This window comes from Pseudomonas frederiksbergensis (assembly GCF_003732665.1).
GTDB lineage: Bacteria > Pseudomonadota > Gammaproteobacteria > Pseudomonadales > Pseudomonadaceae > Aquipseudomonas > Aquipseudomonas frederiksbergensis_G.
Genome location: NZ_MOBP01000022.1, coordinates 211,741 through 227,575, shown reverse-complemented (window position 1 = coordinate 227,575; position 15,835 = coordinate 211,741). Strand labels below are relative to the sequence as shown.

The window sequence follows — 15,835 nt, the reverse complement described above, 5'->3', positions numbered from 1 at the left end:
AACCGTGGAGCGTGGGTAGAATCCGGATAGAAGAAAGGCGCATCCGGGGATGCGCCTTCTCGTAACTGGCGGAACGGACCGAGGGTTCGAACTTGCGACCCTCGGTGTCTCAGATCAACGACTTGTTGGCTGGACTACCGCTCCGCTGCCAGGTCAGGCATGACCCCGACCCGGATAGGCAAAAACCTGAATCGAACTTAGTTGACAGCTTCTTTCAGTGCTTTACCGGCTTTGAAACCTGGTTTTTTGGCTGCAGCGATTTCCAGCGTCTTACCGGTCTGTGGGTTACGACCGATGCGAGCAGGACGATCGGTCACGGAGAACGTACCGAAACCAACCAGAACTACGGAGTCGCCAGCCTTGAGAGCGCCAGTGACGGATTCGATTACAGCGTCCAGCGCACGGCCAGCAGCAGCTTTCGGGATATCAGCGGATGCAGCGATAGCATCAATCAGTTCCGACTTGTTCACTCTAAGTCCCCTTATATCTATTTGAGTATGATTCTAAGTTTTTTGGTGAAAGCAAAAACGAGTGCTGAATGGCCTACAGACACTTAAGAGCCGCTTTATAACAAGGGCTCTAAAAAGCTGTCAAGGAAGCCCCCCAGGCAAATGCGTACTAATGCGTGCTAATTCTTTCCTTAGAGTCAGACTCGCGTTTTTCATCCTTTGCAACTATCTCCGGAGCCACATCCGGTAAGGGCTCCGGCGCGTATTGCAGCGCAATTTGCAGGACCTCGTCAATCCATTTAACTGGTTTAATCTGTAGATCTTGCTTGATATTGTCAGGAATTTCCTTCAGATCGCGTACGTTCTCTTCAGGAATGATCACGGTCTTTATCCCGCCACGGTGAGCCGCCAGCAGTTTTTCCTTCAAACCACCGATCGCCAGCACTTGGCCACGCAGGGTGATTTCGCCGGTCATGGCCACGTCTGCGCGTACAGGAATCCCGGTCAATGCTGATACCAGGGCCGTGCACATGCCTACACCCGCGCTAGGGCCGTCCTTCGGGGTCGCCCCTTCCGGCATATGGATGTGCGTGTCGCGCTTCTCGTGGAAGTCCAGGGGGATCCCCAGGCTCTTGGCACGGCTGCGGACCACGGTCAGGGCGGCGGTGATCGATTCGACCATCACATCACCCAGGGAACCGGTCTTGATCAACTGCCCCTTGCCCGGCACGACAGCGGCTTCGATGGTCAGCAGTTCGCCGCCCACTTGAGTCCACGCCAAACCGGTTACTTGACCAATCTGATCCTGGGATTCAGCCAGGCCATAACGGAATTTACGCACGCCGAGGAAGTGTTCCAGCATGTCTGCGGTGACCTTCACCGAGAAGCGTTTTTCCAGTGCGTGCTCTTTGACCGTCTTGCGGCAAACCTTGGCAATCTGGCGCTCAAGCCCCCGTACACCGGCTTCGCGGGTGTAATAGCGGATGATGTCGCGGATCGCTTCGGCGTCGAATTCCAGCTCGCCTTTCTTCAAGCCATTGGCCTGAATCTGCTTTGGCGAAAGGTATTTGACCGCGATGTTGATCTTCTCGTCTTCGGTGTAGCCGGGCAGACGGATCACTTCCATCCGGTCCAGCAGCGCCGGCGGAATGTTCATCGAGTTGGAGGTGCAAAGGAACATCACATCGGACAGGTCATAGTCGACTTCCAGATAGTGATCGTTGAAGTTGTGGTTCTGCTCCGGATCGAGCACTTCCAGCAACGCCGACGCTGGGTCGCCACGCATGTCGCTGCCCATTTTGTCGATTTCATCGAGCAGGAACAGCGGGTTGCGAACCCCAACCTTTGTCATCTTTTGAATCAATCTTCCTGGCATCGAACCGATGTAAGTACGGCGATGACCACGGATTTCCGCCTCATCACGCACACCACCGAGGGCCATACGGACGAATTTACGGTTGGTGGCGTGGGCAATCGACTCCGCCAGGGAGGTTTTACCCACACCCGGAGGACCGACCAGGCACAACACCGGACCACGAATCTTCTTCACGCGCTTTTGCACCGCGAGGTATTCGAGGATGCGTTCCTTCACTTCGTCCAGACCATAGTGGTCGGCGTCGAGAATGTCTTCGGCACGGGCCAGGTCCAGGCGTACCTTGCTCTGGGCCTTCCACGGCACTTGAACCAGCCAGTCGATGTACGAACGCACCACGGTCGCTTCCGCGGACATTGGCGACATTTGTTTCAGCTTGTTCAGTTCGCCCTGGGCCTTGGCCAAGGCATCTTTCGGCAGGCCGGCGGCATCGATGCGCTTTTTCAGCTCTTCGATTTCGTTGTGGCCTTCCTCGCTGTCGCCGAGTTCTTTCTGAATGGCCTTCATCTGCTCATTCAGGTAGTACTCGCGCTGACTGCGCTCCATTTGTTTCTTGACGCGACCGCGGATGCGTTTTTCGACTTGCAGCAGATCGATCTCGGCATCCAGCAACGCCAGAACGTGCTCGACCCGGGCCGACAAATCGATGATTTCGAGGATTTCCTGCTTCTGCTCGATCTTCAGGGCCATGTGCGCGGCCATGGTGTCGACCAGGCGACCTGGCTCGTCGATGCTGTTGAGCGACGACAGGACTTCAGCCGGGACTTTCTTGCCCAACTGTACATATTGTTCGAACTGAGCCAGCAGGCTGCGCACGAAGACTTCCGATTCACGCTCAGGCGCGTCGACTTCGTCGATCAGCGAGACTTCGGCACGGCAGTGGCCGTCCACTTCGCTGAAGCGCTCCACGGCGCCCCGCTGCTCGCCTTCGACCAGAACCTTGACGGTGCCGTCAGGCAGCTTGAGCAGTTGCAGAACAGTGGCAATAGTACCTACGCGATAAAGTGCTTCTTCACCGGGATCGTCGTCAGCAGGGTTTCTCTGAGCCAGCAGAAGGATCTGCTTGTCGCCCGTCATCGCAGCCTCGAGGGCTTCGATGGATTTCTCGCGCCCCACAAACAGCGGGATAACCATGTGCGGATAAACCACGACATCACGCAATGGCAAGAGAGGCAATTCGATGGTTGTCTTCATGATTTCGCCTCTACGGCGGCCATATGGCCGTAAACAGATGGAAGTAAGCTTGAAACCAAGATGGGGGCTGCTTTCAAAAAAAACAAGCGCAAAGAGGATGTTAAAAAAGCTTTAAAAGAAAAGGGGCCCGAAGGCCCCTTCTTTGTTCCAGCAGCGTGACGCTTAAGCGTCTGGCGCGGCCTTGGCTGTCGGCTCACTGTTTTCGTAGATATACAGTGGCTTGGACTTGCCTTCGATAACACTTTCATCGATCACTACTTTGCTCACCTCGGACTGCGAGGGGATTTCATACATAGTGTCGAGCAACACACCTTCGAGAATCGAGCGCAGGCCACGGGCACCGGTTTTGCGTTCCAGGGCACGTTTAGCGACCGATTTCAGTGCGTCGGCCCGGAATTCCAGGTCCACGCCTTCCATCTCGAACAACTTGGCGTACTGCTTGGTCAGAGCATTTTTCGGCTCGGTGAGAATCTGCATCAACGCAGCCTCATCAAGCTCGTCCAGCGTAGCCAGGACCGGCAGACGTCCGACGAATTCCGGGATCAGACCGAACTTGACCAGATCGTCAGGCTCGACTTCACGCAGGGATTCACCGACTTTCTTGCCCTCTTCCTTGCTGCGAACTTCTGCGTTGAAACCAATGCCGCCCTTGGTGGAACGGTTTTGAATAACCTTTTCCAGACCGGAGAACGCACCACCGCAAATGAACAGGATGTTACGGGTGTCGACCTGAAGGAATTCCTGCTGCGGATGCTTGCGACCACCTTGTGGCGGAACGGAAGCGACCGTGCCTTCGATCAACTTGAGCAGGGCCTGCTGCACGCCTTCACCGGAAACGTCCCGGGTGATCGACGGGTTGTCAGACTTGCGCGAAATCTTGTCGATTTCATCGATGTAGACAATGCCCATCTGGGCTTTTTCCACGTCGTAATCGCACTTCTGCAGCAGCTTCTGAATGATGTTCTCGACATCTTCACCTACGTAACCCGCCTCGGTGAGGGTGGTTGCGTCGGCGATGGTGAACGGAACGTTCAGCAAGCGGGCCAGTGTTTCGGCAAGCAGGGTCTTACCCGAGCCTGTCGGGCCGATCAGCAAGATGTTGCTCTTGCCGAGTTCGACGTCGTCATTCTTTTTGTCACGCTGGTTCAGACGCTTGTAGTGGTTGTACACCGCTACGGCCAGAACCTTCTTTGCACGCTCTTGACCAATCACGTACTGATCAAGGATGCCGCTGATTTCTTTAGGCGAAGGCAATTTATGCGCGCTGCTCTCGGCCTGGGCTTCCTGCACCTCCTCTCGGATGATGTCATTGCACAGGTCGACGCACTCGTCGCAGATAAAGACCGAGGGGCCGGCAATCAATTTGCGCACTTCATGCTGGCTTTTGCCACAGAAGGAGCAATAGAGCAGCTTGCCGTTGTCCTCGCCGTTGCGGGTGTCAGTCATTCGTTCGATCCAAATCCGATAGGCTTGCAACACAAGATGAAGGCTATTGCGGGCTTTTTCAAGCCCGCGAGTGATCGGAGCGGCCGACCAAGCCTATTTTGAGCTGCTTATTTTAAGCGGGGCGCTGGCTGATCACTTCATCGATCAAGCCGTATTCACGCGCGGCTTCTGCGCTCATGAAGTTATCGCGGTTGGTGTCGCGCTCGATTTCTTCCAGCGTGTGCCCGCTATGCTTGGCCATCAGCGTGTTCAGACGCTCACGAATGAAGAGAATTTCCTTGGCATGGATTTCGATATCCGACGCCTGACCCTGGAAACCGCCCAATGGCTGGTGAATCATCACACGCGAGTTCGGCAGGCAGAAACGCTTGCCAGCGGCACCGGCCGTCAGCAGGAACGCGCCCATGCTGCACGCCTGGCCGATACAGGTAGTCGACACGTTGGGTTTGATGAATTGCATGGTGTCGTAGATCGACATCCCTGCTGTCACCGAACCGCCCGGGGAGTTGATATAAAGATGGATGTCCTTGTCCGGGTTTTCCGCTTCAAGGAACAGCAGTTGCGCACAGATCAGGTTGGCCATGTAGTCCTCTACCGGACCAACCAGAAAAATCACTCGCTCCTTGAGCAGGCGCGAGTAAATGTCGTAAGCGCGCTCGCCACGAGCAGACTGCTCGACAACCATCGGGACCAGGCCGCCTGCGGCCTGGATATCAGAGTTCTGCTGAATATACGAATTACGGAACATGCTCTGCAGTCACTCCCAAATAGTTATGTCTTGAATACGCATAAGCCAGCTCGATGGCTGGCTTATGGTGATTACTTCTTAGCGTAGAAACGATCAGTCGGCTTGTGGAGCTTCCACCGGCTTGACTGCTTCTTCGTAAGAGACCGCTTTGTCGGTCACATTAGCCTTCTGCAGAACAGTATCCACAACTTGTTCTTCCAGCACAACCGAACGGACTTCGTTCAGTTGCTGGTCGTTCTTGTAGTACCAGGACACAACCTGCTCAGGCTCTTGGTAGGCCGAAGCCATTTCCTGAATCATTTCGCGAACGCGGGCTTCGTCAGGCTTGAGGTCGAACTGCTTGACCACTTCAGCCACGATCAGACCCAGCACAACGCGGCGCTTGGCTTGTTCTTCGAACAGCTCGGCCGGCAGTTGGTCAGGCTTGATGTTGCCACCGAACTGTTGAACAGCCTGCACGCGCAGACGGTCAACTTCGTTGGACAGCAGAGCCTTAGGCACTTCGATCGGGTTGGTGGCCAGCAGACCGTCCATTACCTGATTCTTGACCTTGGATTTGATCGCCTGACGCAGCTCGCGCTCCATGTTCTTGCGAACTTCGGTGCGGAAGCCTTCCAGACCGGTTTCCTTGATGCCGAATTGAGCGAAGAACTCTTCGTTCAGCTCTGGCAGTTTTGGTTCGGAAACAGTGTTCACGGTGACGGTGAACTCAGCAGTTTTGCCCGCCAGGTCGAGGTTCTGGTAGTCCTCTGGGAAAGTCAGGTTCAGAACGCGCTCTTCGCCGGCTTTAGCGCCAACCAGACCGTCTTCGAAACCAGGGATCATGCGGCCGGAACCCAGAACCAGCTGAGTACCTTTGGCGGAACCGCCAGCGAACACTTCACCGTCAACCTTGCCAACGAAATCGATGTTCAGTTGGTCTTCGTTCTGGGCAGCGCGCTCGGCCACTTCAAAACGGGTGTTCTGCTTGCGCAGCACGTCCAGCATCTTGTCCAGATCAGCGTCAGCCACGTCAGCGCTCAGGCGCTCAACAGTGATGCCTTCGAAACCGGCTACAGTGAATTCCGGGAACACTTCGAAAATCGCGACGTATTCCAGGTCTTTGCCCGCTTCGAGCGACTTAGGCTCGATGGCAGGAGCGCCAGCCGGGTTCAGCTTCTGCTCAACCACAGCTTCGTAGAAGGAGGACTGGATCACATCGCCAACAGCTTCCTGGCGTGCATCAGCACCGAAACGGCGCTTGATTTCGCTCATTGGCACTTTGCCTGGACGGAAGCCAGCAATCTTGGCCTTTTGCGCGGTCTGCTGCAGACGCTTGTTGACCTGGCTCTCAATGCGCTCAGCCGGCACGGTGACGCTCATGCGGCGCTCAAGAGCAGTAGTATTTTCAACAGAAACTTGCATGGATATTCCTCGTTGCACAGACGTTAGCCGGCCGTTTCCGACCCCAGAATCAAGGGCATGCATTCTAGTGGGTCAAACTCAAGAAGTCACCCTACTGAAAACGGGTAAAAAAACAGCAGGCAATTTATAGGCGAGGGACAAATGGTTATGCCTCGCCCTGTTAGCAAATAAAGCCAATCCAGCCAGGGCTCTGCACCGACCCTTCTATATATAGAAGAAGTGGCCAATCATCTCCCTGACAGCCGATCTTGCGAGCAAGGCCGGCGGGCGGCGCGGCATCATCGAGAAACATAAATACGACGAAACACCCCACCGCCGCGACCCAGAACCTGCAGTCGCTGAACACTCGAACCGCTAAAACAAAAAAGGCGCCAGACTGTTAAATCTGGCGCCTCTCGAAATATGGGGTGGACGAAGGGGATCGAACCCTCGACAACGGGAGTCACAATCCCGTGCTCTACCAACTGAGCTACGCCCACCATATTGCCTTACAAAGAAGCCAAACAACTTCCTTGCTGCGCCCCAACCAGGCCAACGGCCCAAGTGAAGCTTTATTTGGTGCGGATGAAGAGACTCGAACTCTTACGCCTCGCGGCGCTGGAACCTAAATCCAGTGTGTCTACCAATTCCACCACATCCGCGGCTTGAAGCTGTTAAAGCAAAGGCGCCAGACTGTTAATCTGGCGCCTTTCGAAATATGGGGTGGACGAAGGGGATCGAACCCTCGACAACGGGAGTCACAATCCCGTGCTCTACCAACTGAGCTACGCCCACCATATTGCGCTACTTGTGCCAAAGCTGCCTAATGGCGCACCCGGCAGGACTCGAACCTGCGACCATCCGCTTAGAAGGCGGATGCTCTATCCAGCTGAGCTACGGGCGCCTTATTAATCTGTACTCTTGGAGGACTACAAACTAAGTGCTTTCCAGTCTTGCAGAACCGTAATCCCGCTTGACCTTCTCATCCAGTGCTAGGCTGTGCCCGACAAGTGCGACGAATAGTATAGAGCGCCCCAAAGGCCGTCAAATCCTTTTTAAAAAAAATTCATTTAATTAAAGGGCTTAGAGGAATTTGCAGACCAAGCGCCTTTGCCCTCACCGCCTGACATGCGAGAATGCGCTCTCTTTTTTTCCCCTCTCGATGGTTAATCACGCGCAATGACTGCACAACTAATCGACGGCAAATCGATCGCCGCCAGCCTGCGCCAGCAGATCGCCAAACGAGTTGCCGAGCGTCGCCAGCAAGGCCTGCGCACGCCCGGCCTCGCGGTGATCCTGGTCGGCAGCGATCCTGCCTCTCAGGTTTATGTCTCGCACAAGCGTAAAGACTGTGAAGAGGTCGGCTTCCTGTCCCAGGCCTACGACCTGCCTTCTGAAACCACTCAAGAAGCGCTGGCGGGTCTGATCGATCGCCTGAATGACGACCCGGCAATCGACGGCGTCCTGCTCCAGCTTCCTTTACCTGCCCACCTGGACGCCTCCAAATTGCTGGAGCGCATTCGTCCGGATAAAGACGTCGACGGTTTCCACCCCTATAACGTCGGTCGCCTGGCCCAGCGCATTCCCCTGCTGCGTCCGTGCACCCCCAAAGGCATCATGGCCCTGCTGGAAAGCACCGGCGCTGATCTCTATGGGATGGACGCCGTGATTGTAGGTGCCTCCAACATTGTCGGCCGCCCGATGGCGATGGAATTGCTGCTGGCCGGCTGCACCGTCACCGTCACCCACCGCTTCACAAAGGACCTGGCCGGCCACGTCGGCCGCGCCGACCTGGTGGTGGTGGCCGCCGGCAAGCCGGGCCTGGTCAAGGGTGAGTGGATCAAGCAAGGCGCGATCGTGATTGACGTCGGCATCAACCGTCAGGAAGACGGCAAACTGGTCGGTGACGTGATCTACGAGACCGCCCTGCCCCGCGCCGGCTGGATCACCCCGGTGCCGGGTGGTGTCGGCCCGATGACCCGCGCCTGCCTGCTGGAAAACACGCTGTACGCGGCGGAAACCCTGCATAGCTGAGTTCGCCGGCTTGCCGCATAAAAGAGCCCCGTCAGTTGCGGGGCTTTTTTGTTTTTGGGCACTGGACAAACAATCCGCGCGTTTCAGAATAAAGAGACAGGCCATAGGGTAATCGACCTACAGACCCCAGCACTGCACCGGTTATAAATGGAGCTCGCCAAGGAGTTGTCCATGAAGCCAAAACACCCAACGCAACAGCAGACGAATGCCTTCGCAGGCAAACTGACGGGGCTGCTTTATAGCCTCTGCTGTTATGTGTTTTTCCTGGCTACCGCGCTGTACATGATTGGCTTTCTCTCGGGCATCGGCGTGCCCAAGGACATCAATACCGGCCCCGGCCTCAGTTGGCCTCTGGCGGTGATCGTCGACACCCTGCTGATCACGCTGTTTGCGGTCCAGCACAGCGGCATGGCGCGACAGCGTTTCAAGCGCTGGTGGACCCGGTTCATCCCGGCGCCCATCGAGCGCGCGACTTACGTACTGTCTTCGTGCCTGGTGCTCGTGCTGCTTTTTTGGCTGTGGCAACCCATCGCAACTTCGATCTGGCAAGTAACGTCGGCCTGGGGTCATGGTTTGCTGATGGGGTTGTTCTGGCTGGGCTGGGGCGTGGTGGTGCTCGCGACATTCCTGATCAGCCATTTCGAACTGCTGGGCGTCAAACAGGCGTTCAACGCGTTTTACCCCGATCGCCCCGACAACCCTACCTTCAAGACGCCTTTGCTCTACAAGTTAGTCCGCCACCCGTTGTATCTGGGATTTCTGATCGTGTTCTGGGCGACACCCGACATGACGGCCGGACATCTGCTGTTTGCGCTACTCAATACACTCTACATTCTGATCGGCGTTCATTTTGAAGAAATGGATCTGGTGGAAATGTTTGGCGAACACTATCGACGCTATCAAGATAACGTCGCCGCGCTTGTGCCCTTGATCAAACGCAAACCCGGCAAAAAACATTAAATTTTCTTCATATAAAGCTCTCGTCATACGGGCGCCTAGCGCTTTCGTGGCTCATACTCCTAGAATGCGTCGTTTTTAAGAAACAGCCCGTAACAAAACGGCATATCCACCCTTATGAGTTCGCCCGCGTGAAAATCCGTCTTTCCATCCTGAGTCTATTTTTTGCATTTACAGGGACTGTTATCACGCCACTGACCCACGCTGCGGAAACCACCGCGGCCCCCCGCGACGCCTCGTCACTGAAGATCGCTTCCGGTAGCGCGCTGCTGATGGATCTGCAGACCAACAAAGTCATTTATTCCAGCAACCCCGACGTGGTCGTACCCATTGCTTCGGTCAGTAAACTGATGACCGGCCTGGTGGTGGTTGAAGCCCATCAGAACATGGACGAATACATCAACGTCGACATCAGCCACACGCCGGAAATGAAAGGCGTGTTCTCCCGGGTCAAGCTCAACAGCGAATTGCCGCGCAAGAAGATGTTGCTGATCGCCCTGATGTCCTCGGAAAACCGCGCCGCCGCGACCCTGGCTCACCACTACCCAGGCGGCTACGTTGCATTTATTGCCGCCATGAACGCCAAGGCCAAGGCCCTGGGCATGACCAATACCCACTTCGTCGAACCGACCGGTCTGTCCCCTCGGAACGTCTCGACCGCCCGCGACCTGAGCAAATTGCTGATCGCTGCGCACAAATATCCGCTGCTGACCGAGCTGACCACCACCAAGGAAACCACGGTGGCGTTCCGTAAACCCAACTACACCCTGGGTTTCCACAACACCGACCACTTGGTGAACAAGCCCAACTGGGATATCAAAATCACCAAGACAGGTTTCACTAACGAGGCCGGGCATTGCCTGGTGCTGGTCACCAGCATGGGCAATCGCCCGGTGGCGCTGGTGATTCTCGATGCCTTCGGCAAGTACACACACTTCGCCGACGCCACGCGGATCCGCAGCTGGGTCGAAACCGGCCGCAGCACCAACGCGCCGTCGGTGGCCTTGCAATACAAAGCCGCGAAGAACCTCAAGCATCGCCAGAGCGGCGTGGTTGAAGCGTCGAAATAACGCAGCAGAAAAAACAAAGCCCCGATCAGTCGGGGCTTTTTTTATGGCGAAACGTCAGTCGTTGGGCAATGGCATCTGGTCATCGTCGGGGATACCGTCGCCGGCGCTGGGATCGCGCTGGCCGTGGGGATGTTCCGTCGGCACCACCATCGGCCGAGCCAGTGGATCCCTGAGCGGACTTTCCGGATCCATCACCGGGTCAACATCATCTTCGGGAGTGGTCGGAACGCTCTCCGGATGTTTGTCGTCGAAACTCGAATCGGTAGACATAAGCCACCTCATTTCGGATCAGGGTTTGAGATCGCCCAGCGGGTCATAGGGCTTTGCCGGCTTCTTGTCGTCATCGCCCGGTTTGATATCCCTGGGCGCCTTGGCCGGCCCGACGGGATCGACCTGCGGGTCGGCCAGGTCGGGCGAATCGGGATCGAAGCCCAGCTCATCGCCGGACGAATGCTCGGACGAGTGTGGGCCATCTGAAGTCTTGGAATCTGCCATGGACGCCTCCTTGGGTCTGGCCCGGGAGAATCCGGGCCCTACCCATAAGAGGCTTGGGGCACACGACGGTGCCCTGAAAATGACGAACGGAGTTATTGAGCTTTAAGCGCCTTGGTCGCCCGCGCCGCCGCCTGCTCCTGACCCGCCTGTCCCAGATCGCTCGCAGCCTTGAGCCAGCGCTGATCATCGACCTTGGCCGGAATCTGGTTCGGTTTCTGGATCAGCACCGCCCAACCACCCGCATCCTTGAACGATGATTCAAACGAGCCGAACCCCATCAACAACCGCCGGTTCATCCCGGAGCGCAACAGCACCGTCTGCTTCTGGCGGTTATACCCGGCCAGAATGGCGTAACGCGGTTCGGACCAGAACGCCGAGCCCTCGGTAAAGCGCACCATCACCGGATAACCGGCCGCGACCTGGGTCAACAACGCCGACAGATTGCTATCGAGGGGGTACACCACCATGCCGTACTCGCGGGCCAGGTTTTGCATGTTCTGCTGCAACTGCGCCTCAGCGCCGGGCAGTTTCAGCGGTTTTTCCAACAGCCCCGGAGTAATCACGATGCCCTGCTGGGACAACATGCTCGCCAATACCTGCGGCCCACTTTGATTGGCTTCGCCGCGATAGAACGTGCCGCTGAGCTCAACCCGTTCCGGCAGGCGCTTGACCTCCGGCGTCACGCTGCCGGCGCAACCCGCCAACACGCTTACGCAGCCGACCACCAGAACGGCACCACGAATTCGAGAAAATACCCGCACCATCATCACTCTCTTGTTCAGACGCCAGGCAATCCGCCCCCGGCTTGGCCACTGATCATAGGATGCCGCGCGGCAGCGGTATAGCCTTAACCGGTAGTTGTTTGCTTTCGATAGAGCGAACCGATTGGTCACAGGCGACCTTTGGTCAATAGCCTGAAACATGGCAACGTCTAGACTGTCATTTGCAGAGAGTGTGTGCCCGATGCAGGGCAAAGAGGAGGCACCGATGAGCCTGACAATGACAATCGTAATGCTGATTTCCGGCTGGCTGGCCGTGGCCGCCGCCATGTTATGGGGAGTCTTGCGTATTACCCGCCGCCACCATCATCCGGTGCAACCGGTGCCCAAGGTGAAAATCGAGCAATCGACGCCGCGCCACGCCACCGCCCACTGACCGGCACTTTTCGCCCGCCCAATAAAAACGGCCGCCTGGACTCTTTCGAGTGCAGGCGGCCGTTCGTTTCAGCGCCGGTTACGCTTCAGCAGCCAGTCGCTTCTGTTTGGCTCGCCGGGACATCATGTTCAAGCCCTCGATCGTCGCCGAGAACGCCATGGCCGCGTAGACGTAGCCTTTCGGTACGTGGGCGCCGAAGCCTTCGGCGATCAGCGTCATGCCGATCATGATCAGGAAGCCCAGGGCCAACATCACCACGGTAGGGTTGTCGTTGATGAACTTGGCCAGCGGATCAGCAGCCAGCAACATCACCAGGACCGACACCACCACCGCGATGATCATGATCGGCAAGTGCTCGGTCATGCCGACAGCGGTAATGATGCTGTCGATGGAGAACACCATGTCGAGCATCAGGATCTGCCCGATCGCCGCAGCAAAGCCCAGGCTGACGCCAGAGGTGGCCGACATCGGATCATCCGGCGCCGGGTCCATGCTGTGATGGATCTCGGTGGTTGCCTTCCACAGCAGGAACAGGCCACCGGCGATCAGGATCATGTCCTTCCAGGAGAATGTCTGGCCGAGGATATCGATCACCGGCTCGGTCAACTGAACGATGAAGGCGATGGTGCTCAACAGCGCCAGGCGCAGGATCAGCGCCATGCCGATACCGATGCGGCGCGCCTTCTGCCGATGCTGCTCGGGCAATTTATTGGTCAGGATCGAGATGAAGATCAGGTTATCGATGCCGAGCACGATTTCCATGACGATCAAGGTCGCCAGGGCGATCCAGGCGGTGGGGCTGGCGGCTAGTTCTACAAGGTATTCCATGGGTCAGTCCTGACTCGCTTGAGACGGTTTAGATGTCCTGGGACGAAGATTCGGTTTTCTCTTTATCTTCGGCCGGTTGTTCTTTCTTGCTGATCAGGCCGCCAGTGGCGTCGCTGAGTGCCTTTTCTGCGGCTTTATGGGTGTCGTCGATGGCCTGCTTGGCGGTCTCGGTGGCCTTGCCCATCAGTTGCTGGGCGCTCTTTTCGGCCTGGTCGCAACCAGCCAGAACCAGTAAAGACGTAATCAACAGCGCCGTGGCGGTAATTTTCATGGTGCTTTCCTCGATAGAACGGACAGGCGCTAAACGCACCCCGTCGATAGCGAGGCATTCTAGGGAGGTGAACACTTCAGGAAAATTCGTATTTTCAGCGGTTATACTTCGGTTTTAACGAACTGTAGGTCGCCATGCTCAATTATCGGCAATTGCATTATTTCTGGGTGGTGGCCAAGACCGGCAGCATCGTGCGCGCCTGTGAGCAACTGAACCTGACGCCACAGACCATCAGCGGACAGATTTCCCTGCTCGAACAAACCTACGGCATCGAGCTGTTTCGCCGGGTCGGGCGCAATCTGGAACTCACTGAAGCCGGGCGCCAGACCCTGCCCTACGCCGAGCAGATGTTCCAGCTCGGCGGCGAATTGGAGTTGATGCTGCGCGCCCAGCCCAATGAGCAGCAGATCCTGTTTCGCGTCGGCGTGGCGGACGTGGTGCCCAAATCCATCGTCTATCGCCTGATCGCGCCAACCATGGAATTGAGCGAACCACTGCGCATCACCTGTCGCGAGGACAAACTGGAACGCCTGCTCGCCGACCTGGCGATCCAGCGCCTGGACCTGGTGATTTCCGACAGTCCGATGCCGTCGCACCTGGACATCAAGGGCTACAGCCAGAAGCTCGGTGAGTGCGGGATCAGCTTTTTTGCGACACAAGCATTGGCGGCGCAGTACGGCCAGGACTTCCCCCATAGCCTGCACGGCGCACCGTTGCTGATTCCCGGGCCGGAAACCGTGGTGCGCAGTCGTTTGCAACGCTGGTTTGCCGAGCAGCAGATTCAGCCGCGCATCGTCGGCGAATTCGACGACAGCGCACTGATGCAGGCCTTCGGCCAATCCGGCAGCGGGATTTTCATCGGCCCGAGCGTGATTGCCGATGAGGTGAAACGCCAGTACGGCGTGGAGTTGATTGGCCAGACCGACGCGGTGACCGAGTCGTTCTATGCCATTTCAGTGGAACGCAAGGTCAAGCACCCCGGCATCGTGGCGATTACCGAAGGTGCCCGACGGCAGCTATTTACTGAATTGTGAGGATCTCGCGGGGCTTCATGGTCATCAGCGCCATGGCCAGCAGGACCGAGGCCAGGATAATCGCGGCAGCGGCGAACCCCAGGCCTTGCAAGCCGAAACTGTCGATCACCCGGCCGCCGAGCATCGCGCCCAGACCGATCCCGAGGTTGGCCCCGGCGATGTTCAGCGACGCAGCAAAGGCCGGCGCCTCGGGCGCGGCTTTCATCAAACGCACATGGCTGACCAGGAACAATGCGGCCTGGGTCACGCCCCAAATCCCCATCGCCGCCGCCAGACCCTGCGGCGAGTGAATGTTCGGCACCAGCGCGACCATGCCGGCAATCATGAACGCACAGAACATCATCGACGCGATCAACGGGTGGCGATCCACCGCCCGACCACCCAGCGAGTTGCCGATCAAGCCCACCGCACCGAAGCCCATCAGGCACCAGCCGACCAGCGTGCCGTTGAAACCGGCGAGGCGCTCAAGGATGTCCGCCAGGTAGGTGTAGGCGGTGAACATGCCGCTGAACACCAGGATCGACAGCAGCACATGGCCGATCATCAGCGGACTGCGCAGGATCCTGAACTGCGACAGGAAGCTCACCTGATGCTGATGCAGACTGGTTTTGGGCAGGTAGATAAACAGCAGCAAGGCCTTGGCAAAAGCGATCACTGCCAGGATGCCGAAAGCGGTGCGCCAGCCGAACGCGTCGGAAATCAAGGTGCCCACCGGAATGCCGAATACCGTGGCGCAAACGATGCCGAAACCGATTTTGGCGATCGCCCGTCCGGCGTAATCCGGCCCAACAATGTCCACTGCGGTTTCACTGGCCAAGGCCCAGAACACCGGCAAACCCAATGCGGGGATCAACCGGGCGGCGGCCATCACCCAGATGTTCGGCGCCAATGCCGCGACCGTGTTGGCCACGCCAAACATGATCAGCACCGAAATAAACAGCTTGCGCCGCTCGAACCGGGCGAAGTACGCGGTCAGGAAAGGGCCGAACGCCGCCACGGTGAAAGCAAACAAGGTCACCAGCAATCCCGCCTGGGGAATGGTGACTTCAAGATCGCGAGCGAGGGCCGGCAATAGACCGACGATGATGAATTCCGTAGTCAGCACCGTGAAACCGGCGGCAGACAACAGAAGGATGGGCAGCAGCATGCAGAACTCCAGAAAACGACGACAGCAGCGACAGCCCGAAGGCTCACTGGCAGAACTTGAAAAGAGGATGGCGAAGCTTAACAGAGTGTTTCCAAACCGGGTTGCACGAACCTGCCTATCTTGTTGATTGGCGGGCGGCAGATCGTCACAGGTCTGAAGGATCTTGCCGACCCTGTGATAAAGTCCGCGCCCTGCGATTCGTACACCCTGTTCATCGGCCAGTTTCTGGCAGTGATGTCGCGTTACCCCCTC

15 protein-coding genes, 4 tRNA genes and 1 pseudogene are annotated in these 15,835 nt (G+C 57.3%); 5 read left to right on the top strand and 15 right to left on the bottom strand.

Features of this window, described 5'->3' with window-relative positions; genetic code table 11:
* Positions 1–197: 197 nt before the first annotated feature.
* The 9 genes from BK665_RS29345 to BK665_RS29305 form a co-directional block, all read right to left on the bottom strand.
* A complete protein-coding gene (locus BK665_RS29345; RefSeq protein ID WP_002552737.1) occupies positions 198–470 on the bottom strand; it encodes an HU family DNA-binding protein in 273 nt (90 codons plus the stop codon).
* Positions 471–618: 148 nt separating this feature from the next.
* On the bottom strand, positions 619–3,015 hold the full coding sequence (gene lon / locus BK665_RS29340) for an endopeptidase La (protein WP_123410000.1): 2,397 nt from the start codon (positions 3,013–3,015) through the stop codon (positions 619–621).
* Between the two features lie 162 nt (positions 3,016–3,177).
* Positions 3,178–4,461, bottom strand: a complete 1,284-nt coding sequence (gene clpX / locus BK665_RS29335) for an ATP-dependent Clp protease ATP-binding subunit ClpX (RefSeq protein ID WP_007901798.1) — start codon at positions 4,459–4,461, stop codon at positions 3,178–3,180.
* Positions 4,462–4,573: 112 nt separating this feature from the next.
* A complete protein-coding gene (clpP, locus tag BK665_RS29330) occupies positions 4,574–5,209 on the bottom strand; it encodes an ATP-dependent Clp endopeptidase proteolytic subunit ClpP (RefSeq protein ID WP_008148423.1) in 636 nt (211 codons plus the stop codon).
* A 93-nt stretch (positions 5,210–5,302) separates the two neighbouring features.
* Positions 5,303–6,613, bottom strand: coding sequence for a trigger factor (gene tig / locus BK665_RS29325; protein ID WP_123409999.1), 1,311 nt, complete (start codon positions 6,611–6,613; stop codon positions 5,303–5,305).
* 403 nt (positions 6,614–7,016) lie between these two features.
* Positions 7,017–7,092 (bottom strand) — tRNA-His (locus tag BK665_RS29320).
* A 77-nt stretch (positions 7,093–7,169) separates the two neighbouring features.
* Positions 7,170–7,254, bottom strand: a tRNA-Leu gene (locus BK665_RS29315).
* Positions 7,255–7,311: 57 nt separating this feature from the next.
* Positions 7,312–7,387: transfer RNA gene (locus BK665_RS29310), tRNA-His, on the bottom strand.
* A 32-nt stretch (positions 7,388–7,419) separates the two neighbouring features.
* Positions 7,420–7,496 (bottom strand) — tRNA-Arg (locus BK665_RS29305).
* Between the two features lie 275 nt (positions 7,497–7,771).
* On the opposite strand from BK665_RS29305, the gene folD reads away from it, so the two are divergent.
* The 3 genes from folD (at position 7,772) to pbpG (ending at position 10,653) form a co-directional block, all read left to right on the top strand.
* Positions 7,772–8,626: a bifunctional methylenetetrahydrofolate dehydrogenase/methenyltetrahydrofolate cyclohydrolase FolD gene (gene folD, locus BK665_RS29300; RefSeq protein WP_123409998.1), complete on the top strand. Its 855-nt coding sequence runs from the start codon at positions 7,772–7,774 to the stop codon at positions 8,624–8,626.
* 171 nt (positions 8,627–8,797) lie between these two features.
* The gene (mddA, locus tag BK665_RS29295; protein WP_123409997.1) at positions 8,798–9,586 is read left to right on the top strand and encodes a methanethiol S-methyltransferase; all 789 of its coding nucleotides are present in this window, start codon (positions 8,798–8,800) and stop codon (positions 9,584–9,586) included.
* A 128-nt stretch (positions 9,587–9,714) separates the two neighbouring features.
* Complete coding sequence (gene pbpG, locus BK665_RS29290; RefSeq protein ID WP_123409996.1) at positions 9,715–10,653, top strand: D-alanyl-D-alanine endopeptidase; 939 nt, start codon at positions 9,715–9,717, stop codon at positions 10,651–10,653.
* Positions 10,654–10,707: 54 nt separating this feature from the next.
* On the opposite strand, the gene BK665_RS29285 is transcribed toward pbpG, so the two are convergent.
* The 3 genes and pseudogenes from BK665_RS29285 to BK665_RS29275 all read right to left on the bottom strand — a co-directional run bounded on the left by BK665_RS29285 (position 10,708) and on the right by BK665_RS29275 (position 11,968).
* The gene (locus tag BK665_RS29285; RefSeq protein ID WP_123409995.1) at positions 10,708–10,923 is read right to left on the bottom strand and encodes a hypothetical protein; all 216 of its coding nucleotides are present in this window, start codon (positions 10,921–10,923) and stop codon (positions 10,708–10,710) included.
* 18 nt (positions 10,924–10,941) lie between these two features.
* Positions 10,942–11,148, bottom strand: a complete 207-nt coding sequence (locus BK665_RS29280) for a DUF6021 family protein (RefSeq protein WP_123409994.1) — start codon at positions 11,146–11,148, stop codon at positions 10,942–10,944.
* Positions 11,149–11,240: 92 nt separating this feature from the next.
* A pseudogene (locus BK665_RS29275) lies at positions 11,241–11,968 on the bottom strand (peptidase C39 family protein).
* A gap of 143 nt (positions 11,969–12,111) precedes the next feature.
* On the opposite strand from BK665_RS29275, the gene BK665_RS34560 reads away from it, so the two are divergent.
* Positions 12,112–12,303, top strand: a complete 192-nt coding sequence (locus tag BK665_RS34560; protein WP_185076676.1) for a hypothetical protein — start codon at positions 12,112–12,114, stop codon at positions 12,301–12,303.
* Positions 12,304–12,381: 78 nt separating this feature from the next.
* Here the strand turns inward: BK665_RS34560 and BK665_RS29270 are convergent, their stop codons facing one another.
* A complete protein-coding gene (locus BK665_RS29270; RefSeq protein WP_123409992.1) occupies positions 12,382–13,131 on the bottom strand; it encodes a TerC family protein in 750 nt (249 codons plus the stop codon).
* A 28-nt stretch (positions 13,132–13,159) separates the two neighbouring features.
* The gene (locus BK665_RS29265; protein WP_123409991.1) at positions 13,160–13,402 is read right to left on the bottom strand and encodes a hypothetical protein; all 243 of its coding nucleotides are present in this window, start codon (positions 13,400–13,402) and stop codon (positions 13,160–13,162) included.
* Positions 13,403–13,536: 134 nt separating this feature from the next.
* Between BK665_RS29265 and nhaR the strand changes: the two genes are divergently transcribed.
* Positions 13,537–14,436 carry a transcriptional activator NhaR gene (gene nhaR / locus BK665_RS29260; RefSeq protein ID WP_123409990.1) on the top strand — a complete coding sequence of 300 codons (900 nt, stop codon included), beginning with the start codon at positions 13,537–13,539 and terminating at the stop codon, positions 14,434–14,436.
* On the opposite strand, the gene BK665_RS29255 is transcribed toward nhaR, so the two are convergent.
* On the bottom strand, positions 14,423–15,583 hold the full coding sequence (locus tag BK665_RS29255) for an MFS transporter (protein ID WP_123409989.1): 1,161 nt from the start codon (positions 15,581–15,583) through the stop codon (positions 14,423–14,425). The two genes, nhaR and BK665_RS29255, sit on opposite strands and share 14 nt — an antisense overlap.
* Positions 15,584–15,835 lie beyond the last annotated feature (252 nt).